At 65.8% G+C, this 21543-nt stretch carries 18 protein-coding genes and 2 tRNA genes; 5 read left to right on the forward strand and 15 right to left on the reverse strand.

Annotated elements, in window-relative coordinates:
* Positions 1-178: 178 nt before the first annotated feature.
* Positions 179-1516 (reverse strand): glycosyltransferase, encoded by a 1338-nt coding sequence (locus tag AC1DN2_RS09375; RefSeq protein ID WP_476850119.1) that lies wholly within the window; start codon positions 1514-1516, stop codon positions 179-181.
* Positions 1517-2031: 515 nt separating this feature from the next.
* On the opposite strand from AC1DN2_RS09375, the gene AC1DN2_RS09380 reads away from it, so the two are divergent.
* From AC1DN2_RS09380 to AC1DN2_RS09390, 3 genes are all read left to right on the forward strand, one after another.
* Positions 2032-3414 (forward strand): PIG-L family deacetylase, encoded by a 1383-nt coding sequence (locus AC1DN2_RS09380; protein WP_476850120.1) that lies wholly within the window; start codon positions 2032-2034, stop codon positions 3412-3414.
* Positions 3415-3846: 432 nt separating this feature from the next.
* Positions 3847-4857: a beta-1,6-N-acetylglucosaminyltransferase gene (locus AC1DN2_RS09385; protein ID WP_476850121.1), complete on the forward strand. Its 1011-nt coding sequence runs from the start codon at positions 3847-3849 to the stop codon at positions 4855-4857.
* Positions 4854-5933, forward strand: coding sequence for an NAD-dependent epimerase/dehydratase family protein (locus AC1DN2_RS09390; protein ID WP_476850122.1), 1080 nt, complete (start codon positions 4854-4856; stop codon positions 5931-5933). Before AC1DN2_RS09385 ends, AC1DN2_RS09390 begins: the two co-directional genes overlap by 4 nt.
* Before the next feature lie 430 nt (positions 5934-6363).
* Here the strand turns inward: AC1DN2_RS09390 and AC1DN2_RS09395 are convergent, their stop codons facing one another.
* On the reverse strand, positions 6364-7761 hold the full coding sequence (locus AC1DN2_RS09395) for an aldehyde dehydrogenase family protein (protein WP_476850123.1): 1398 nt from the start codon (positions 7759-7761) through the stop codon (positions 6364-6366).
* 113 nt (positions 7762-7874) lie between these two features.
* On the opposite strand from AC1DN2_RS09395, the gene AC1DN2_RS09400 reads away from it, so the two are divergent.
* A complete protein-coding gene (locus AC1DN2_RS09400) occupies positions 7875-8381 on the forward strand; it encodes a DUF2004 domain-containing protein (protein WP_026537142.1) in 507 nt (168 codons plus the stop codon).
* A gap of 191 nt (positions 8382-8572) precedes the next feature.
* Here the strand turns inward: AC1DN2_RS09400 and metE are convergent, their stop codons facing one another.
* Positions 8573-10915: a 5-methyltetrahydropteroyltriglutamate--homocysteine S-methyltransferase gene (metE, locus tag AC1DN2_RS09405; protein ID WP_476850124.1), complete on the reverse strand. Its 2343-nt coding sequence runs from the start codon at positions 10913-10915 to the stop codon at positions 8573-8575.
* 58 nt (positions 10916-10973) lie between these two features.
* A complete protein-coding gene (locus AC1DN2_RS09410; protein ID WP_476850125.1) occupies positions 10974-11948 on the reverse strand; it encodes a methylenetetrahydrofolate reductase in 975 nt (324 codons plus the stop codon).
* Between the two features lie 431 nt (positions 11949-12379).
* On the opposite strand from AC1DN2_RS09410, the gene AC1DN2_RS09415 reads away from it, so the two are divergent.
* On the forward strand, positions 12380-12577 hold the full coding sequence (locus AC1DN2_RS09415; RefSeq protein ID WP_018773338.1) for a hypothetical protein: 198 nt from the start codon (positions 12380-12382) through the stop codon (positions 12575-12577).
* Between the two features lie 15 nt (positions 12578-12592).
* Here AC1DN2_RS09415 and AC1DN2_RS09420 read toward each other — a convergent pair whose 3' ends face one another.
* The 11 genes from AC1DN2_RS09420 to AC1DN2_RS09470 form a co-directional block, all read right to left on the reverse strand.
* Complete coding sequence (locus tag AC1DN2_RS09420) at positions 12593-13795, reverse strand: ROK family transcriptional regulator (RefSeq protein WP_476850126.1); 1203 nt, start codon at positions 13793-13795, stop codon at positions 12593-12595.
* A 155-nt stretch (positions 13796-13950) separates the two neighbouring features.
* Positions 13951-15096, reverse strand: a complete 1146-nt coding sequence (locus AC1DN2_RS09425; protein WP_476850127.1) for a class I SAM-dependent methyltransferase — start codon at positions 15094-15096, stop codon at positions 13951-13953.
* 100 nt (positions 15097-15196) lie between these two features.
* Positions 15197-16312, reverse strand: coding sequence for an NAD(P)-binding domain-containing protein (locus AC1DN2_RS09430; protein ID WP_476850128.1), 1116 nt, complete (start codon positions 16310-16312; stop codon positions 15197-15199).
* Positions 16313-16326: 14 nt separating this feature from the next.
* On the reverse strand, positions 16327-16686 hold the full coding sequence (locus AC1DN2_RS09435) for a zinc ribbon domain-containing protein YjdM (protein ID WP_476850129.1): 360 nt from the start codon (positions 16684-16686) through the stop codon (positions 16327-16329).
* Between the two features lie 84 nt (positions 16687-16770).
* Positions 16771-17568 (reverse strand): amino acid ABC transporter ATP-binding protein, encoded by a 798-nt coding sequence (locus tag AC1DN2_RS09440; protein ID WP_476850130.1) that lies wholly within the window; start codon positions 17566-17568, stop codon positions 16771-16773.
* Entirely contained in the window at positions 17555-18220 is a 666-nt protein-coding gene (locus tag AC1DN2_RS09445; protein WP_230008768.1) for an amino acid ABC transporter permease, read from the reverse strand. Before AC1DN2_RS09445 ends, AC1DN2_RS09440 begins: the two co-directional genes overlap by 14 nt.
* Positions 18221-18256: 36 nt before the next feature.
* Positions 18257-19078: an amino acid ABC transporter substrate-binding protein gene (locus AC1DN2_RS09450; RefSeq protein WP_476850131.1), complete on the reverse strand. Its 822-nt coding sequence runs from the start codon at positions 19076-19078 to the stop codon at positions 18257-18259.
* 219 nt (positions 19079-19297) lie between these two features.
* Positions 19298-19373, reverse strand: a tRNA-Ala gene (locus AC1DN2_RS09455).
* A gap of 180 nt (positions 19374-19553) precedes the next feature.
* Positions 19554-19626 (reverse strand) — tRNA-Ala (locus AC1DN2_RS09460).
* Positions 19627-19788: 162 nt separating this feature from the next.
* Positions 19789-20190: a ribosome silencing factor gene (gene rsfS, locus AC1DN2_RS09465; protein WP_018773346.1), complete on the reverse strand. Its 402-nt coding sequence runs from the start codon at positions 20188-20190 to the stop codon at positions 19789-19791.
* A 64-nt stretch (positions 20191-20254) separates the two neighbouring features.
* Positions 20255-21541: a hypothetical protein gene (locus AC1DN2_RS09470; protein ID WP_476850132.1), complete on the reverse strand. Its 1287-nt coding sequence runs from the start codon at positions 21539-21541 to the stop codon at positions 20255-20257.
* Positions 21542-21543 lie beyond the last annotated feature (2 nt).

Genomic DNA, 21543 nt, shown 5'->3' on the forward strand with positions numbered 1-21543 from the left:
CCCGCTCGACGTCCTCGCGCAGCCGGGCGGCAATTCCCGCCAAGCGGCCGCGTCCGGTCGGTCCTGAAATACTGGGGGCCGGGTCGGAGTGGGTAACATTTGCAGGCGCCGGGCGCTGGTTTTCGGCTACTGACATGGATCGTCCTGTTCGCTCGGAATCTTGGGGTGTAGGCCTCTCTCAGGGCTTCGCTGGAGGACCCGATGCTGTCGATGGACTCCAGGCCTTCATCTGCCTGCGGCTGCGTAGATAGGCCAGAGGCCCCTTGGGATAGCCGCGAAGCTCGTTGATGACTAGGTGACGGGGGTACAACTCGATGTTCGGGCCGTGGGCCGGAGCCGTGGCGCCCACCTTCATTCCGCGGATTCTTGCGAGGCTTTGCCGGAGCATCCGCCACCCGGCGAGCGGCAATTGGGATCCTAACCCGAGCAGATGACGGCGGTCAGACAGAATCAGCGAGGTCAGCATCGCCGTGAAGCCCAGCCCGTTGCCGCGGAGTTGATGCAGCAGTTCGTCGACCTCCCGGCGGTGCCGGTGGTGGGCGACAGCGGCAGGTTCGTACCCGACTACTCCGCCGCTCCAGAGAATCTTGATGAGCATGGCCAGATCCTCACCGCCACGGGCCGGGGTCCCTGTGCCCAAGGCGAGGTCGAATCCCCCCAGCCTCAACAACGTCGACCGCCGGAACGCCATATTGGCTCCTGCGCCGTAGGCTCCCGCGCCATAGACAGCGAAATCCCGGACGCGGTTGCCGGCAGCGTCTTGGACGACGGTACGGGACCCGCGCAACCACTTCGGCCCCGGCGCGGCCCGTAACGTCAGCGGCGAGAATGTGCGCTCACCGCTGAATCCGCCGTAGTACCGCTCGAACCATATTTGCGCCGAGGTCTCCATCTCTGCTGGCAGAATGAGGCCGGTGACGGCGTCCAGAGAGGGCTCGTTGGTGAACCGACTGCCGATTGCCCGCAGCCACCCCGGCTCGACCAACACGTCGTCGTCGGTGAACGCAACAATTTCGCCCGTTGCCGCCGACACCCCGGCATTGCGTGCAGCTGAAATGCCCGGCTGGACTTCGCGGATCACGCGAATCCGGCTGCGGCCAGCCATCAGTCCCGGCAGCGGATCGTCATCCGGGAGGGCCCGGCGGTTGTCGACCAACAGAAACTCGACATGCGGGTAGTCGACATGGGCGAAGCCGTCCAGCAGCAGCTGCAGGTCCTCCTGACGGCCGACGATGGTGGGGACGACCACTGTGATGGCCGGCAACGCGGTGTCGGGTACAGCGGGGGCCGGGACGGCGCCGACGGCCGTGGCGAACAGCCATTCCAGCTGCTCCGCGATGGCCGGCCTGTTCGGGCCCAGGTCGACATGGACGGCGCCGCACGGGATATCCTCCCGAGTGCCGATAACCAGCACCGACTGATACCGATCGTCCGCCTCCAACACCGGTATCGGCAGATCGAGATCGATGACCAGAACCCTGGTCGGACCGGGTTCCGCTGTCACAGTACTCTTCACAGGGTCTCCTAGGGCTGATTGAGCAGCTCGTCGTGGCTTCGGATCCTTCTGAACGTACCTGCTGACAATCGTTTATGTAACACCTCGGACGAAACATCCCTTTGATCGAGGCAATCGCCCAGCTACGGCGTCTAATTAGCCGTTCACAGTGTCCTTCATGATCGGACACAAAACCATCGCTGGTGGGGCTTTATTTTGCAAAGTGCGTGACTGGCTAAGGAATTTTCGAGCTGCTCCGGAAAGTAAGCCCACTTGTTATCCGCTGGCCGAGGCGGTGCCCGCGAAGCCGCAACATTTCACTTTGAACTGTCACAACGTCCCCGCGTCCTTGGCAGAAACGCGCTGACAGCACCGTTCGCGTCTTTTCCGCTGCCGCGCGGAACGTTGACAAGGAGAGGCGCCATCGCGATAGTAAGGAGCAACCGAGGCATTTGCGTGCTTCCGCAAACGGGTTTCGAAAAGTGGAAACGTCCGCCTTCACCAGCAGTTGCTTGATAACCAGTGAGGTGAGTCAAATGCTTTTCCCCCGGCTTCGCCGGTTCTCCCAAGTCGTCCTGGCCTTCGTGGCGATCGTTGCCCTCCCGGCGAGCGCGGTTGCCCCCGGCGCCGTTGCGGCGACGGGATGCACCTCGGGAACGGTGATGAACGTTGTCGCCCACCAGGATGACGACCTGCTGTTCATGAGTCCCACACTCATCTCGGCGATTCGCAACGGCTTGTGTGTGCGCACCGTATATCTCACTGCGGGCGATGCGAACAACACCGCCAGCTATTGGAGATCGCGGGAGAGCGGGGTTAAGGCCGCCTACGCGCAGCTGGCCGGAGTCGGGAACACCTGGACGACGGCGGACGCCGGGATCGGCGGCCACCCGATTCCTGTGGCCACGCTTTCCGGGGCTACGAACATTTCCCTGGCGTTCATGCGCTTGCCCGACGGGTGGCTCGATGGAAGTGGCGGGTCCAGGTACGGTTTCCAAAGTCTGCAAAAACTGTATCTCGGCGCGTTGAACAGGATCACCGCCGTCGACAGGTCCTCCTCCTACACCCTCTCCACGCTGGGGAGTACCCTGCTGACATTGATGAACAGCTACCAGCCGGACCAGATTGCCACGCTTGACTTCGCCGGCGGTTATTCAGACGGGGACCACAGCGACCACCACACCGTCGGGTATCTCGTGCTGGCAGCGCAACAGCAGTACACAAGGCCTCACACGATCACCGGATTTGAGGGGTATGGCACCGCCCAACGAGCGTCCAACGTTTCGGATCCCGATCTGACCACCAAGACCAAAGCCTTCCTGACCTACGCGCAATTCGATTTCAACACCTGCAACACCGCCGCCGCGTGTTCCTCGCGCGCCGAGGGCGCCTGGTTCTCCCGGCAATACACCGTCGCATTGCCTGCGCCGACCCCGAGTCCCACGCCCACCCCCACGCCCACCCCGACTCCCACCCCGACGCCGGGTACTGGTAACGTCGCGGCTTCGGCGACCGCCACCGCCAGTTCCCAGAACTCCGCCGACGGCCAGACCGCGGCGAAGGCAATCGACGGGGTCATCGACGGCTACCCCGGCGACTACATGCGGGAATGGGCCACCGCAGGCGGCAAGACTGGAAGCTACCTAAACCTGGCATTCCCCGCCGCCGTGACCCTGAACCGGGTAGTGCTGTACGACCGGCCCAACACCGACGACCAGATCACGGCCGCCAACCTTATCTTCTCTGACGGCAGCACTGTAGCCGTGCCCTCCCTGAACAATGCCGGGCAGGCCACGTCCATAGACTTCGCTGCGCGCTCCACAACCAGTCTGCGACTAACTGTCACCGCCGTCAGCGGCACGACTTTCAATGTGGGTCTGGCGGAACTCCAGGCCTACTCCAGCCCAACCTTGCCTTGACCGCATCCGCGGTGGGCCAGAATCGGCCGGCGGACCCGGGTAAGTAATGCTCGGGTCGAAAAACAAGTAGGAGCTACTCGTTCCGCTCGGAGACCCCGATCATAGGCTGAGTCAGTCGAGGCAAAGCCATCGGCAAGAAGAATGGGGAACAGCCCACGCGGGCCGATACTTTCCGGTACCGCCCCACCAACCCCCTGGCGAAGAATCGTGCCCCAATACCCATGGATCCCATGAAATGGAGAGATTTGTGTCCATTCCGAATCGAATTTCGAGTTCTCTCCCCCCGTCCAGCGTTGCGTCGCCGTCGCCGTCAGTGAGCATGGCTATTCCCGCACTGAATGAGGCTCCGGACCCGCCGTGGGCTTTTCGCCGCATTCCCTCCTGCAACCTGGCGGGACAAAGTCCTGCGCATGACTTGAATAGGGGCACGCGGTGACGTCTTCGGCTGGTGATCTTCGGATCGCATACTTCATCACTTCATACGGCTCGGGGGAGCAGTTATTCCGGCTGGTTCAAACACTGCGAACAGCGGAGCCGGATTCGCCCATCGTCATCCACCACGATTCCTTCCAGCAAAGATTGAGTCCTGGATTATTTGACAGCACGCCTCATGTGCACTTCGTCCACAGCGAAGAGCCTATTGTTTGGGGCGACATGACTCTGGAATCTGCCCGATGGCGGGCATTCAAATGGATTCTGGACCACCTTGAAGTCGACTGGGTAATGCTCCTTTCTGAGCAGGACTACCCTATTGCCCCACTCCGCGTATTGCGCCAGCGGTTGACTGCAAGTCGTGCCGACGCCTTTATCCGTGGGCAGCGCATCGATGAAATAGAGGACCCGGACGTACGCCACGAATGCGACATTCGGTACATGTACAGGTATTACTCCGTGCCAGACCTCGGAATTGGGGATTGGCTGCCAGCCAGTTGGCAGTCCCAGCTGGGTCATCTTCGCGGACTGTTCATTAGCGCCGTCATGAGACATCAACGCCGGGTCGCGATATACACAACGCCTGCCGTTCTGGGGTTGCCGACCCGAATCGGCATCAGGCAGCGGAGGTCTCCGTTCTCGTCTGACTTTCCGTGCTGGTACAACGACTGCTGGTTCGCGCTCTCGAAAAAGGCTATGCAACACGTAGTCGATTACGTCGACCGCCACCCTGAATTCGTGCGCTATTACATTCGCACGGTGATCCCGCTTGAATCGGCTACCGCCACGATCCTGTTCAACGATAAGAATATTTTGGTAGAGAACACTCCGTTGCACGCTATCCGGTGGTCTGACCCACAATCTGGTCGCCCGGACGTCTTCAGCTCGCGAGATCTTGAATACCTGCGTTCCTCGGACGCACTGTTTGCCAGAAAGTTCGGTGCGCACGATACCGATGTGCTGGACCAGCTGGATTCCGTCATCACGGATAGCTCTGAGGAGAAAGTATGAAACGTCACCAGTCCGTCCTCATCACAGGTGGTGCCGGGTTCATCGGCTCGAAACTGGCCGGCCGCCTCATTCAGCAAGGGTCCGAAGTCACCCTCGTTGATTCCTTGCATCCCCAGGTTCACCGGAGCGGGTGGCCAGATTCACTGCCTGCCGAAGCAGTCACCCTGCCGTTCGATGTAACAGTTCCTTCCCAATGGGACGCGCTGTTCAGGATGATTCAACCGGACCTGATTGTTCACCTCGCCGCTGAGACGGGTACTGGGCAGTCGCTGACAGAAGCAAGCAGGCACAGTCGCGTAAATGTAGTGGGAACAACCGAATTGCTCGACGGCCTTAGCCGTGCCGGGCATGTACCTGAACGCTTTGTGCTGGCGTCGTCCAGGGCAGTCTACGGGGAAGGACAGTGGGCTCAACGAGACGGTACCGAGTTCTATGCAGCAGCGCGAGATCTTGCCCAGTTGCAGCGTTCACAATGGGATCCGGCACCCCCGGTCGAATCCTCAGGCCGTCCGGTTCCTCTCGCGCATCGAGCGAGCATTGTTGAACCGCGCCCAAGCAATGTTTACGCAGCAACAAAGCTCGCCCAGGAACATATCCTCAGCGCTTGGGCGAGCGCCCGTGGTAGCAGCCTGTCAGTTCTCCGATTGCAGAATGTCTATGGTCCTGGTCAGTCTCTGACCAACCCCTATACGGGCATCGTCAGCCTCTTCGCACAATTGGGGCGTGATCACAAGACGATTCCGGTATACGAGGACGGAAACATTGTGCGGGATTTCGTATTCATCGAGGACGTGGTCGCCGCGCTAGCTTCGGCATGCGGAAGCGAAATTGATGGGCATTTGACGGTGGACATTGGATCCGGCGAACCATTGACCTTATTCGAACTGGCAGACGAGATTGCTAGGCAAACGGGTGCACCGGCCCCTGCCATCACAGGCGCATTTCGGCACGGCGACGTCCGTGCAGCCTATGCCGACATCGCCGACGCAAAAGGACAGCTCGGCTATGTCCCTCAAACAAACGCGGCCCAAGGGGTCGCTCGTCTCCTGGAATGGATCGGCACGCAGCACTCTTGAGCGAGGCGCGACGTCGCTTTTGGCCCGGCCTGTAATTCCTGAGGCGCGTGAAGGATGTGAGGCAGGCGGTTAGCTCTTTCCGTTCTGGCAGCAGTGTCAGCAGCAGAAAAGCGTTTGGGCTTTCGATTCACACGGTCGGGACGGCACGAACCGTCTGGCCCGGGGCGCTGGGGCTCTGGGGCTCGATACAGACATATGAGGCCATGAGCGCAAACTATTCAAAGTCCCGTCTCGCGTCCGATAACCCGTCGATTTCGAAGCTGCCGTCGGCGCAGCCACGGACGAGCTTGGCGGCACCCTCCAGATGCACGGCGTGGGAGCGAGCTTCGAGGACATGGCCCAGCTCGGCCACGCGGAGCCGTGGGACGACGGGCAGCGGTGGGTCGAGGTCGAAAGGACTGAGCTGAAGCCCCCGTTAGGCCGGCGCCGTTCAGCGCCTCCTGGCCCGCTTCCCGACCGGCGCCACGAGTGCGTCGATGATGCGGTGCTTGGTCCGGGTGTACGGCGGGTAGATCAGTTCCAGCGTGTCCGGCCACAGCGGCTTGTCCAGGGTGGGGCGCTCATGCGAGAACGTCCGCACCGAATGTTCCCCGTGATAGGCCCCCATGCCGCTGCCGCCGACCCCGCCGAAGGGAAGCCCGGGGACTGACAGGTGGGCCGCCGGTACATCGAAGCACAGGGCCCCCGACGAGGTCCGCCCGGCGAAGGCGCGGCGCGTCTGCGGATCGTTGCTGAAGACGTAGAGTGCCAGCGGCTTGGCGCGCCCGTTGACCTCCTCGATGGCCGCGTAGAGCCCGTCCACGGGCACCAGTGGCAGCAGGGGTCCGAAGATTTCTTCCGCCATGACGGCGTCGCCGGGCGCCGGGCGCAGCAGGGTCGGCGCAAAGTAGCGGCTGGCGGCGTCGCGCTGTCCGCCGTGCACCACCGTGCTGGCGTCGGCGAGGGCCGCGAGCCGTGCGAAGTGGCGGTCATCGACTATCCGGCCGTACGACGGGCTCGCCGCCGGGTCCGGTCCGAAGAGCGCCGTAACGGCCTTGATCAGCTCGGCCTGCAGCGGCTCCAGGACCTCCTCCCGGACCAGGACGTAGTCGGGTGCGACGCACGTCTGCCCGGCGTTCATGAACCGGCCCCAGGCGATGCGTTTGGCCGCCGTGGCCAGGTCCGTGGATGCATCGACGTAGGCCGGGGACTTGCCGCCGAGCTCCAGCGTCACCGGGGTCAGGTGCTCGGCCGCCGCGCGCATGACCACCTTGGCCGCGGCTTCTCCCCCGGTGAAGAAGATGTGGTCGAAGCGTTCGGCCAGGAGGGCGGTGGTCTCCGGGATGCCGCCCTCAACCACTTCGGCGGCGCCGGCCAGGTATTCGGGAATCCAGCGGGCCAGTACGGCCGAGGTGGCCGGGGCATGTTCGCTCGGCTTGAGGACCACGGTGTTTCCCGCGGCCAGGGCGCCGGCGAGCGGGGCGAGCAGCAGTTGCAGCGGGTAGTTCCACGGCCCGATCACCAGCACCACGCCCAGCGGGGTGAGTTCGGTCCAGGCGCGGGCCGGCCGCACTGTCAAAGGAACCGGCACGCGGCGGGGCCGCAGCCAGCCTTCGAGGTGCCGCTCCAGGTGCGCCGCCTCGGCGTCCACGAACCCGATCTCCGCGAGCTGCGCCTCGGTGTGGTGCTTGCCCAGATCGCGGGCGAGGGCTTCGGCGAAGTCCGCGTGCCGCTCCGCGAGCATGCGCCGCAGCCGGCGCAGCTGATCCAGCCGCCAGGTGAGCGGGCGGGTGGTCCCGGCGTCGAACGCGGCCCGGGCACGGCCGACGGGTGAGATTACATGCTGCATCCGATCAATGTACAGTCATGCGGCCGTCCGCCGGTCCGGTACCGGATGTGACTCCGGTACGGAAAACCCTGCCAACGCTGGAATGGTCCGGTTTTCAGGACTATGTTGAAGATATGAACAAGGTAGCGAGCAAGCACTTCGGCGAGGTCGAGCTCAACCACGGACGGGAGCATAATCTCACCGCCACGCATGAGCTGGCGGGCCAGACCGTGGAGCTTGACCTGAATGTCAACGCGCATGACCATTTCGATGAAGCGGCCATGCATAAAGTTGACTACCGCCTGCGCTTCCTGCCCGAACTCGTGGACCAGGTCCGCGAAATGATCGCCGAGGAACTGGACCAGGAAGGCACCAGTCCGCAGGAGTACCGCCACTTCCATTGCAACGCGATCAAGGACGAACACCTCAAGAAGGTCTTCGGCGTCGAGGACAAGAGCCAGCTGACCGACGAGGTCTTCCTCAAGGCGCTCAAGCTCGGCCACGTGGGCATCTACCCCGGCCAGCCGGAACGCTACTTCGTCCTCGATTTCACGCTGGGCCAGCACTTCACCGACGAGGTCCTCGTCGCTTCCGCGGATGAGGACGGCGTCGTCGACGACGAAATCCTCTGGGAGTCCTGACCCGGGCATCCTGAGTCGCTGGTAATCCTGCATCGACTGCTCCGTAGATGCCCTTCCGGGCGCGCAAAACGGCGGCTGCCCAGCAATCGATGATCAAGAACGTACGACGCCGGCCGGTCACCTTGGAGGGTGACCGGCCGGCGTCGTTTGTCCGTGGAGCGGGCTCTGACGGCTGCTTGCCTGGTGGCCTGTTACTTGGCGGCTGAGAGCAGTTCGGCGCGGACCGTCCTGGTGGCCGTGACGAGGTTGCGCAGGGACTCCTCAGTCTCGGCGTAGCCGCGGGTCTTCAGGCCGCAGTCCGGGTTGACCCAGAGCTGGCGGGACGGGACGTGCTTGACGGCGGTGCTGAGCAGTTCGGTGACTTCCTGCTCGCCCGGGACGCGGGGCGAGTGGATGTCGTAGACGCCCGGGCCAACGCCGCGGCCGAAGCCGTGGGACTCGAGGTCGTGGACGACCTCCATGCGGGAGCGGGCGGCCTCGATCGAGGTGACGTCGGCGTCGAGGCCGTCGATCGCGTCGATGATGGCGCCGAACTCGGAGTAGCACAGGTGTGTGTGGACCTGGGTGGCGTCCGCGGCACCTGCGGTGGAGAGCCGGAAGGACTTCACGGACCAGTCCAGGTACGCGGCCTGGTCGGCCTTGCGCAGCGGCAGGAGCTCGCGCAGGGCGGGCTCGTCCACCTGGATGACCTTGATGCCGGCCGCCTCGAGGTCGGCGATCTCGTCGCGGAGGGCCAGCGCCACCTGGTTGGCGGTCTCGCCGAGCGGCTGGTCATCGCGGACGAAGGACCAGGCCAGGATGGTGACCGGGCCGGTGAGCATGCCCTTCATCGGCTTGCTGGTCAGGGACTGCGCGTACTCGGCCCACTTCACCGTGATCGGGGCGCTGCGGGTGACATCGCCCCACAGGATGGACGGTCGGGTGCAGCGCGAGCCGTAGGACTGGACCCAGCCGTGGACGGTGACGTCAAAGCCTTCGAGGTTCTCGGCGAAGTACTGGACCATGTCGTTGCGTTCGGGCTCGCCGTGGACCAGGACATCGAAGCCGAGCTCTTCCTGCAGCTCCACGACGCGCTTGATCTCGTCCTTCATAAGCTGCTCGTACTGCTCCGTGGTGAGGTCGCCGCGGTTGGCGCGGGCCCTGGCGGTGCGGATTTCGCCGGTCTGCGGGAAGGAGCCGATGGTGGTGGTGGGCAGCGGCGGCAGGTGCAGCGCCTTCTCCTGGGCTGCCTCGCGGACGGCGTAGGCGGAGCGGTTGAAGTCGGCGCCGGTCAGGGCGGCGGTGCGGGCCCGGACGTCGCCGCGGCGGACGCCTTCGGCCTCGGCGCGGGAGGCGATGACGCGGGTGGTCTCGTCGATGGCGGGCTGGACGGCTGCCTCGTCGGTCAGCAGACCGGCGAGGGTGACGACTTCAACGGCCTTCTGGTCGGCGAAGGCCAGCCAGCTGCGCAGCTGCTCGGAGAGTTGGACTTCCTCGTCGACGTCGTGCGGGACGTGCTGCGTGGAGGTGGAGGTGCTGATGGCCAGCTTGGCCACCGACTTCTTCAGTTCGGCGATCTTCTTCGCGGAGGCGGCGAGGTCGTTGCGCCAGATGTTGTGGCCGTCCACGACGCCAGCGACGAGGGTCTTGTTGCCCAGCGCGGCCAGGGCAGCGGCGGACGGGACCTCGCCCTTGAAGACGTCCAGGTGCAGGGCGTCGATGCCGGTGGCGGCGAGAGTGCCGAGCTGGCCGTTGAGCGCGCCGTACGGGGTGGAGACGAAAAGCTGCGGACGCCGGGCCGCGGCGGCCAGGGCCTCGTAGGAACGGGCAACGGCGGCCTGGATTTCCACGGCCGGGGTGTCCTGGTCCACCACGAGGGCGGGCTCGTCGAGCTGGACCCAGCTGGCGCCGGCGGCGGCGAGCTTCTGAAGCAGCGCCGTGTAGACCGGGAGGACGTCCTCCAGGCGGGACAGCGGGCTGAAGCCGGCCGGGGCGTCGTCGGAGGCCTTGCTCAGCAGCAGGAACGTGACCGGGCCGACGATGTACGGGCGGGTCTCGACGCCGTTGGCGAGAGCGTATTCGAATTCCTCGACGATCCGGTTCGAGGTCAGCGCGAAGTTGGTTTCCGGCCCGATTTCCGGCACGAGGTAGTGGTAGTTGGTGTCGAACCACTTGGTCATTTCCAGCGGCTGCTGGTCCTTGTTGCCGCGGGCCAGGGTGAAGTAGCCGTCAATGTCGAGCTGGCCCTGCGCGTTGAGGAGGTTTCCGAAGCGGGCGGGCACGGCGCCGAGGTGGGCGGCGGCGTCGAGCACCTGGTCGTAGTAGGAGAAGGTGCCGGGCACCGCGGCGGCTTCGGTCAGGCCCAGGCCCTGGAGCCGCTTGGCTGTGCCGAGCTGGATTTCCTTGGCGGCCGCGCCCAGGGCTGCGGCGTCGATCTTGCCGGCCCAGTAGGCCTCGACGGCCTTCTTGAGTTCGCGGCGGCGGCCGATGCGCGGGTAGCCCAGGATCGAGGCGGCCGGGAACGGAGTGGGGTTGGGGGTGTTCACTGCAGTCATGGGAAGTCCTAAGTGTTGGTGGTGTGGTGCGGAGGGAAGTTGTGTTTTCCTGGCGCGGTCAGCTGGCGAGCTGGCGGCGGCTGGCCGTGTGCCGGTTGCCGCTGTTCTTGTTGCCGCGGTGCGGGCGGGGCAGCGCGAGTTTGTCCAGCACGTCCAGGGCCGCGGCGTGCTCATTGAACGTGTAGAGGTGGATGCCGGGGGCTCCGGCGTCCAGGGCTGCGTTGGCGAGATCAACGGTGGCGCTGACCCCGATCCGGGTCCGTTCGGCGTCGGTGTCGGCAGCCGCGAGGCGTTCGATGAGTTCCGGGGCCGGTTCGACGCCGGTCAGTTCCCCGAGCCGGGCGAGCCGCCGGAGGCTGGTGAGCGGCATGACCCCGGGAATGATCGGGATGGTCACCCCGGCCCGGCGTGCCCGGGCCAGGAGGTCGGCGTACTGCTCGGTGTGGAAGAAGACCTGGGTGATGGCGAAGTCGGCGCCGGAGCGCTGCTTGGCCAGCAGGACCTCGACGTCGTGCGCCTCGCTCGGGGATTCCGGGTGCCGGGTCGGGTAGGCGGCGACGCCGACCGCGACCCTGCCGGCGCACAACAGCGCCGAACGGCGCTGCTCCACGCGGCGGATGAGTTCGATCAGGTCCTGGGCGTACCGGAGCGATCCCGGCGGCGGGGTTTCTCCATCCTTGGGCCGGTCGCCGCGGAGGGCGAGGATGCCGCGGACGCCGACGTCGAGCAGTTCGCCGATGATCTCCGCCAGTTCCTGCGGGGAATTCCCCACACAGGTCAGGTGGGCCAGGGGCCGGAGCGTCGTTTCCTGCACGAGCCGGTTGACGAGATCGACGGCGGTGCTGCGGTTGGAGCCGTTGGAGCCGTAGGTCACGGACACGTAGTCCGGGTCTGTGGCTTCCAGTTCGCCGATGGTGGTCCAAAGGGATTCCGCGGCTGCGGGCGACCGCGGCGGGAACAGCTCGTAGGACAGCGCAACAGGGGCCGCGCCGGCAAGATTGGGATGGGTATCGATAAGGCTTGGTGGTGACATTTGCGTCCTTGGCTTTGAACACTGCCGCCGGGAGATCCGGAAGCCCCGAAGGACCGGAACCAGAAACGGGAACTCCGTCGTCAGTGAATTGAGTTTGGGGAACACGGAGGGAACTTCAGCAGGGCGCAGCCGCGACTGTTACGCCTGATACGAAGTTGTCCGTGAGCAAATGTCAGACCCACATGGGGGCACCCACACCCTCCTGGGCCGCCCGGGGGCAGCTTTCAGCGGAGGATCGCTGACACGTTACTGAGGTAACTTGTATAGAACTCTAAGGCCGGGCCGTGGGGCCCTTCAAGTCGGTCCCCGAATTAAGACGCACCTTTACGGCCGTTTGCGGCGCCGGGCAGAACAATGTTCGCCCAAGGTGCCATTTTCGCCCCACGCGGCCCGCTCTCCCCAACGCATCCGGGCAGGACTATCCTGTTGCCATGATCCAGCTTCCAGCCAGCTATCAGCAGTACCTCGCCGGCAAGAGCGAGAGCTTCATCAACACCGTCCGGCCAGTCCTCATGCAGTCGGCGGCAGAGAGGTTGCACGGGGTCCGGATTCTCGTGCTCCCGCACGGCCACCAGGCGCATCTGGATGACACCATCCCGTATGGGACGGTGGTTGAGGACATCGACTGAGCCCGGTTAGCCTGTCTAGTCGCCCAGGAGCAGGCGCTGGGAACGCGGGGCCAGCGTGTGTTCAAGCACAAGGCAGGCCGCACCGACGGCGCCGACGTCCTCGCCTACCCCCGTGCCCACGACTTCGATCCCATGGATCCTCCGGGTGGCACTGTTCGCCTCAACCAGTCCGGGGACCAGCTCGAGGTAAGCCGCTGAGAGGCAGGTCCAGAACGGGCCGCCGAACACTACCCGGTCCACGTCCAGGGCGTTGGTGACGACCGACACCGCACGGGCCACGAGCACTGCGGACCCACGAATGATTTCCTTGGCCTCGTCGTTGCCGGCGTCGGCGATCGCGCACAACTCGGCGAACCGTTCCTGAACTGCCGGTGCGCTCCTGTCCTGGCGTGAACCATTCAATATCCCGGCCGCCTCAGCCTGCGCCACGAGGACCTGCGGAATGACGGAGGACTTCACGCAGCCGCGCTGCCCGCAGTCGCAGAGGGCACCGCCCGGGTCGACGATGATGTGCCCGATTTCCCCGGCGTTGCCCGAGGTCCCGCGGACGACTTCATCGTTGAGCACGATCCCGCAGCCGATCCCGGTCCCCATATACATGAAGACGAAGCTGCCCTCGCCGCTGGGGCCCCCGGCCCAGGTTTCGGCCACGGCTGCGCTGGTGACGTCCTTGTCCATGAGTGTCGACAGGCCCGTGGCTTCCGCGAGGCCATCCCGCAGCCCCACGTGGTCCCAGCCCGGCAGCAGCGGCGGGTCCACGACGGCGCCTTCGTTGAGGTCGATGGGCCCCGGCGACGCAACCCCGAGCCCGGCGATCCGGTCCGGGTCCACCCCGGAGTCCAGGATGAGCCTCTTGATTTCGCCCGCGATGGTGTCAATGACAGCCCTGGGGTCGGTGCCGGGCGGGGTGGTGATCCGTGAGTGCCGGACGACGGCGCCGAGTAGGTCCAGCACGACGAACGTGAGGACGGCCGGGTCCAGGTGGACGCCCACGGCATACATCCCCGCGGGATTCAGCCGGAGCATGGTCCTGGGCTTGCCCGGTCCGGTGCCTTCCTTGCCTGCCTCGACGATCAGGTGCTGGTCGAGCAGGCGCCGGGAAATGTTGGAGATGGTCTGCGGCGAGAGTCCGACAATCTGGGCCAGTTCCACCCGGCTCAGCCCGCCGGGCGTGCGGCGGATGGCGTCGAGGATGACTGTGAGGTTGAAGTCGCCCATCTTCGGTAGGTTGGTCCCTCGCCTCGGCGAGGGTTGCCGGAACTCGGTCACTGATACCTCTAAACGTTTTGGCCACGCACAGCAGTTGTCAGAATCGTACGTTACGTGCAGGCGTGCGCCCACACTTGCGCTTTACCGACACAAAGTTTCTTGCGTCAAGGCCGCCGGGTGCTGGCCGTGACCGTGAATTTTGGATTCCTGCCGGCCTCGCGGGTGGGACCGATCAGCCGTTCCAGGGCCGGCCGGTAGTGCAGGTGGCTGTTGAACACGGTCCAGAGCTCCCCGCCGGGGGCAAGCACCCTGCCGGCCGCTTCGATCAGCTTGATCCCCGCGCCGGAGTGGACCGCCGCTTCCAGGTGGAAGGGCGGGTTGAGCAGCACCAGGTCCGCGCTGGCGTCCGGGAGGGAGCTCATGGCGTCGTCCTGAAGCACGTCGATCCGACCGTCCAGGCCGTTTGCCCGGGAGGTGGCCAGGGCTGAGTCGACAGCTGCGGCGGACCGGTCGGTCGCGGTGACGCGGGCGCCGGGGTTGGCGCGGGCGTACATCGCGGCGAGGATTCCGGTGCCGCAGCCAAGGTCGACGGCATGGGTGGCGTGCGGCATCCGGGGCAGGAAGTCCAGCAGGAACCTGGTCCCGATATCCAGCCCGGTGCCGGCAAAGACGGCGCCCCGGGCGCAGACCGTGAGGCCCAGTTCGGCGTTGACCTCAGTGACCGGGAAGGGCAGCGCGGCCGGGACCGGCCTGGGGCTCCGGGCCAGCAGGAGCCGTGATTTCTGCCGCGCCAGCTGGGGCTGGACATCCTCAAAGTAGCGCGCCAGGACGGCGTTCATGCCCAGGCTCATGTGTTTGACGCGTCCGCCCGCGACCAGCACCACCTCGGGCGCCGCGTAGCGGGCCACGGCGTCGGCGATTTCCTCAAGTTCCGCCAGGGACCGGGGCAACTGCAGCAAGACCAGGGAGGCTCCCTCCAGCAGTTCGGCGCCCAGCGGGAGGTGCTCGAAGCCGCCGTCGATGCCCAGGGCCCCGGCGTTCGCCCGCAGTGCCCGTTCACCGGTGATGAGGTCCTGCTGGACGCGCACGGCGTCCGCACCGAGGGCCAGTGCACCGAGGGTCAGGGCACCGTACCGGTCCCCCACCACGGCGAGCCGGGCGCCGGGCTGCAGCAGGCCGGCCGCGGGCATCTCAAGGGCAGAGTCCAGCAGGAGTCTGTCCGTCGCGTCCCAGGCCTGCAGGTTGTCGGCCTCGACGTCGGGGAATCTTCTCAGCCGGGCAAAGAGGGATTCGAAGCTGTTGTCCGCCACGCGCGTTGTGCCGCCGTTTCTTGTCGGGCTTGGGTATGGGTGCTGGCAGTGGGAGCCGGGTGTGAGGCCTCCCCCGGCGCTGCTCTGCAGGTCTTACGTTTTACGTTATACCGGACCGGGCCAGCAGGGTGACGATTCCGGCGACGGCGGCCCGGCCGGCCCGGTTGGCCCCGATGGTGGACGAGGAAGGCCCGTAGCCGACGAGGTGCACCCGCGGCTCGCCCGCGACCTGGGTGCCGTTCATTGCAATGCCGCCGCCGGGTCCGCGCAGGTGCAGCGGGGCGAGGTGTTCGAGTTCGGCCCGGAATCCCGTGGCCCACAGGATGACCCCGGCGGCCAGGAAGCTGCCGTCAGTCATCCGGACCCCGTCGGGTTCGATCGCGGTGAACATGGGGTGCCGGTCCAGGGCGCCGCGAGCGGCGGCGGCGCGCAGGGCCGGGGTCCAGATCAGGCCCGTCACGGAGACGACGCTCTGCGGCGGCAGGCCCTGGCGCACCCGCTCCTCGACCAGGGCGACGGCGTCGTGGCCGGCCTGCCGGTCGAACGCGGCCTCGCGCCAGACCGGTACCCGGCGCGTGAACCATGTGGTGGTGGTGACCTTGGAGATCTCATCGAGCAGCCCGACGGCCGAGATCCCGCCGCCGACGACGATGACGTGCTGCCCGCGGAATTCGTCGGCGGATACGTAGTCGGCGACGTGCAGCTGCCGGCCGCGGAAGCTGGCCTGGCCCGGATAGATGGGCCAGAATGGCCGGGTCCAGGTGCCGGTTGCGTTGATGAGGGCGCGGGCAGAGAACCGGCCGCGGGAGGTTGCGATGCTCAGCCGCCCGGCGGGGTCATCGTCCTCGCGGCTCACCGACTGCACTTTGACCGGCCGCTCAATCGCGAGGCCGAGGTCGTGCTCGTACCCGCCGAAATAGCGGGTGAGGAAACTGGAGCTGGCCTCGGCGGGGTCCACATCGGGCTGCGGGATTCCCGGGAGGTCGCTGATGCCGTTCACCGTGGCCATGAGCAGGCTCTTCCAGCGGTGCCGCCAGGCTCCGCCGGGCCCGTCCTCGGCGTCGAGCACGATGTACGTCCCGGCCGCGGCCGGGCCGGCCGGGTCAGCGCCGGCCGGGACGAAGCCGCGGCGCTGAAGGTGGTAGGCCGCCGACAGGCCCGCCTGGCCGGCGCCGACCACGACGACGTCGGCCGCCCGCACCGTCTCTGCGGTCACGGTCGTGTCCCCGGTCAGATCTTCTTGACGACGCTGGACTTGAGCTGCATGGGGCCCACGCCGTCCACCTTGCAGTCGATGTCGTGGTCTCCAACACCGTTGACCAGGCGGATGCCGCGGGCTTTCGTACCGACCTTGATGACGGTGGAGCTGCCCTTGATTTTCAGGTCCTTGACCACGGTGACGGTGTCGCCGTCGGCGAGGACGTTGCCCACCGCGTCCTTGATGACCGCGGCCGCGGGGGTGTCGGCCTCTGTGTCAGTCTCCGCGGATGCGGACCATTCGTGCGCGCACTCCGGGCAGACCAGGAGCGCCCCCATTTCGTAGGTGTATTCGCTGGAGCATTCGGGGCACGGGGGCAGGGAGTCGTTCACCCGACCAAGTTTAGTCGCCGCCTGTGCCCGCCCGAATTCTTGCCGCTTATTCCCGCCGCTTTTTCTCGCCGCTGGCGGGGCGCCCTAGAACGGGTTCAGCAGGCGGTCTACGAACTGCCGAGTGCGTTCCTCCCGCGGGTCCCGCAGAACGGTGTCGGGGTGGCCGCGTTCGACCACCACGCCGCCGTCCATGAAGATGACCTCGTCGGCCACCTGACGGGCGAACGCGAGCTCGTGGGTGACCACCACCATGGTCCAGCCTTCGTCAGCGAGTTCCTTGATGACGGTCAGGACCTCGCCCACGAGCTCGGGGTCCAGCGCAGAGGTGGGCTCGTCGAAGAGCAGCAGTTGCGGGCGCAGGGCGAGGGCACGCACAATGCCGACGCGCTGCTGCTGGCCGCCGGAGAGCTCGAACGGGTAGCTGTTCTCCTTGCCGGTCAGGCCGACGCGGGCCAACAGGTCCCGGGCCTCCTGGATCGCGTCCGCCTTGGGCCGCTTCTGCACCTGGACCGGGCCCTCGATCACGTTCTCCAGGACGGTCTTGTGCGGGAAGAGGTTGTAGTGCTGGAACACCATGGCACTGCGGTCGCGCAAGGCCAGCACCTGCTTCTTCGCCACCGGTGTGGCGAAGTCCACGGTCAGTTGCCCCGCGAATTCGGCGACGCCGGCGTCGGGCACTTCGAGGCCGTTCAGGCAGCGCAGAACTGTCGTTTTTCCTGATCCCGACGGCCCGATCAACGTGACCACTTCGCCGCGGCGGACTTCAAGGTCGATGGATTTGAGCACAACATGGTGGCCGAACGACTTGCGCAGGCCCGTGACGGTCAGGAGCGGCTCGTCCGGGACAGGAACGTCAGAGGGTTGCGGTTCAGTGGGCGACATAGCGGTCCAATCTCTTCTCCAGGACGGACTGTCCGCTGGCGAGAACGAGGCAGATGATCCAGTAGATCACGGCCGCCTCCAGATATAAGAGCATGAACTCCTGGCTGAAGGCCGCCACCTGCTGCGCCACGCGGAACAGTTCGGTGACGAGGATCAGCGACGCCAGCGACGTGTCCTTGACCAGGCTGATGAAGGTGTTCGACAGCGGCGGAACCGATACCCGGGCGGCCTGCGGCAGGATGATCCGCACGAGCGTCTGCCGGCGCGACATTCCGATGGTGTGGCCGGCCTCCCACTGGCCCTTCGGAACCGACAGGATGGCCGCCCGGATGACCTCCGCGGCATAGCCGCCGACGTTCAGGGAAAACGCGATGATGGCGCTGGGCCAGGGGCTGATGGTGATTCCGACGGAAGGGAGCCCGTAGAAAATGACGAACAGCTGGACCAAAAGCGGGGTTCCGCGGATGACGGAGATGTAGGTCCGCGCCACCGCCGAAACCAGGCGGTTGCGGCTCAGCCGCATGAGGGCCACCACCAGAGCCAGCAGCAGGCCCAGGCTGAACGAGGCCAGCGCCAAGGGAATGGTGCCGAAGATCGCACCCGTCAGGAGCGGGCCCAGCGATGACCACACGAGTTCCCAGTTGATGCTCATGCCCGGACGCGGCGTTTCTCTGCGGCTTGCACAGGGCTACTTCGAGACGTCGGCGTCGAAGTACTTCTGGGAGATCTTCGTCAGGGTGCCGTCGGCCGCCAGCTCGCCGAGGGCCTTGTTGATGGCATCGGTCAGGCTGGTGGATCCCTTGCGCAGGGTGAACGCGCTCAGCGACTTGTCGGTGGTCTCGGCGGCAATCTTGATGTCGGCGTCGTGGTCGGTCTTCTGGGAGTCCAGGTAGGTCAGCTTGTCGTTGATGGTGGCATCGACGCGGCCCTGCTTGAGCAGCGTGATTGCCTGCGCCCAGCCCTCGACGGCCTCGACGTTGGCGCCGCTCTGCTGCGCCAGCTTGTACCAGTTGCTCGTCAGGGACTGCGCCGTGGTCTTGCCCTTGAGGTCGTCAAAGGAGTGGATGCTGTCGTTGTCCGACTTGGTGACGATCACGCCGGTGCTCACCGTGTACGGGGTGGAGAAGTCGTACTTCGCCTTGCGCTCGTCGGTGATGGAAACCTGGTTGGCGACGACGTCGAACCGTTTGGCGTCGAGGCCGGCGAAGATGGCGTCGAACTGCGTCTCCTGGTAGGAGGGCTTGACGCCCAGCTTCGCGGCGACGGCGTTCATGATCTCCACGTCGTAGCCCGTCAGTTCACCGCTGCCGTTGGCGTGGAGCGTGAACGGCTTGTAGGTGCCTTCCGTGCCGACCTTGAGCACGCCTGCGCTCTTGACGTCGCTGAGGGAGGTGTCCGCACCGGCTGCCGGCGCTGAGCTGGCCGGGGTAGTGGACGCCGACCCGCAACCTGCCAGGGCGAGTCCTGCAGCAGCGATGAGGCCAATAACGGAAAGTCGTGTGCGCTTCATGATGTTCCTTAGTCGTGGAGCCGGAAATGGCCTTCCAGCTAAGCCGCATGGCGGCTGTCTCCTAGCGACGATAGCAAGGTCCAGCTCAGGGTGGAGAGCCTAAATGACAGTTTATGACGTCCGGTCATGAGACGGTCTTGACGGATGCGACTTTCGAAGTCCCGCATAGCTGCGGAGGGTACGAAAAAGGGAACCACCGCCTGGCGGTGATTCCCTTTCTGGTGGAGCTGAGGGGACTCGAACCCCTGACCCCCTGCATGCCATGCAGGTGCGCTACCAGCTGCGCCACAGCCCCTCATTTGCCTGGAAGTTTCGTCCTCCCTGAAGCAACCTGAATAGCCTAAACCACAAATCGCGTTCGCGCTAATCGGCGCGCTGACTCATGGAACAGGGCGTGGAACGGGGCACAAAATCCAGCATGGAACCGGGCACAAAAAAATCCGCCGGAATCTTTCGATTCCGGCGGATTATCCGGTGGAGCTGAGGGGACTCGAACCCCTGACCCCCTGCATGCCATGCAGGTGCGCTACCAGCTGCGCCACAGCCCCGAATTTTCGCTGCTCCGAGCATGTCTGCCGACGTGCGATGTTCCGGTTTTTTGTCCGGATTTCTCCGAAGCAACTCAAATATCTTAGACCAGCCCTCCGGAAAATTCCAAATCGGGCATATTCGGCCCGGTTTGGCGTCCGGAGGTGGCCTGAACGCGGGCGTTACTCCGTGTCGGTGCCGGCGGTGGCCTTGGCGGAGGCGTCGTCGCCGAGCTGCAGATCGACGACGGGGCAGTCCTTCCACAGGCGTTCGAGGGCGTAGAACACGCGGTCTTCCTCGTGCTGGACGTGGATGACGACGTTGGAGTAGTCCAGCAGCACCCAGCGGCCGCCGGAGCGGCCCTCGCGGCGGACGGGCTTCTGGTCAAACTTGGAGAGCTCGTCCTCGATGCCGTCCACGATCGCGTTGACCTGGCGTTCGCTCGGGGCCGAGGCAATCAGGAAGACGTCGGCCAGGGCCAGCCGTTCGCTGACGTCCAGGGCCACGATGTCCTCGGCAAGCTTCTCCGAGGCAGCGCGGGCTGCGTGGCGGGCGGTAGTGATGGATGAATCGGTTGCAGTCACGGGACTCCTTGTAGTGATGAAAAATTATGGTGATGAAAATGTGGCGCCAGTGGCGGCCTGAGACCTAGTGGGCCAGCCCGGTGACGATCAGCGTGATGCCGGCGATGAGGGCAACGATCCCCACCGCCAGGACGCCGAGCTGGAGCATGCGCAGGCGGCGCGCCCGGCCGAGTCCGGCGGTAGCGGCATCCAGGGGTTCGAGCCCGTAGGCGGCATTCGCGGCCACGGGTTCCCCGCCCACGAGTCTTTCCTCGGCCTCCCCCGCCGAATTTCCCGCGTTTGCCGCGTTTGCCGCGTTTGCCGCGTTTGCCGCGTTTGCCGACCCTGCCTTTCCGGCTTTTGCTGCTGCTTCCGCACGGGCCAGGACGCCGGCCCTGCCAGCGGCAGAGCCCGTGGCGGGACCTGCGGCCTTCTGGCGGGAGATGCCCGGCCGCCGCAGGCCGGGTTTCCGTGGCGCGTCCACGCGCGGACCCGGGTTGGTGACAACCGGAACGTACGACGTGGCAGGGCGCTTCATGACGGGCCGCTCCACGCCGGGAACCTTCTCGAATTCCAAGGGTGTGACCATGGCCAGGTTGTTGGCCGTGGTCGGATCGTTGCGGGGCGCCGCCGGCTGACTGTTTTGTTCGGCAAGCTTCTGCTTGGCGGCGGCGCGGCGGTTCAGGATCGCGGCACGCTCGGCGAGGGCGATCTGCTCGGCCAGGACGGCCGGATCAACGGCATCCGGATCCGTGGCCGCAATGTGTTCCATCTTGGCCACTTGGTTCTTGGCCTGCTCCGCGAGGAGTTCGCGGGCGGCCAGCGCCTGCTCCACGGTCATGCCCTCGGGCGTCGCCCCGCCCGGTCCGGCGCCGTCGGCCGCGGGAGCCTTGGGCGCAGCGGGGTCCATGGGCGCCGGGGCGGCCGCCCCAGCGGCGGCGCCCTTCGGGGCGGCGTCCTTGGAGGCGGCATCCTTCGGAGCCGGGGAAACCACCGGGGTGGCCCGGGTCCGCGGCGACACCGGGACAATGGTGTTGGCCTGGGTGGCCGGGGCCGTTTCGGTCGCCAGCTCCAAAAGCCTCAACTGGCGTCGCGTGGGCGGCCCTCCGCCGGCCAGCTGGCCTTCCTTCTCTGCGAGTTCCTTGATGGTCCGCAGCGCGGCGCGGTCCCGTGCCCGGACCTGGGAAGACCGCTCAGTGCCAGCGGGCACAGAATCAGCACGCACAGAGTCCACCGGGGCGTCGGCAACGCGACGGCTCCGGCCGGTGATTTCGGCCTCCGTCGGCTCGCCCGGGCCCGGAGTGTCCAGACGTTCATCTCTGGCCTGCCGCAATTCGCGGCGGCTGCGGATGGGAGGCTGTTCCTGACTCATGG

It is taken from the genome of Arthrobacter sp. 01L42 (genome assembly GCF_056400005.1).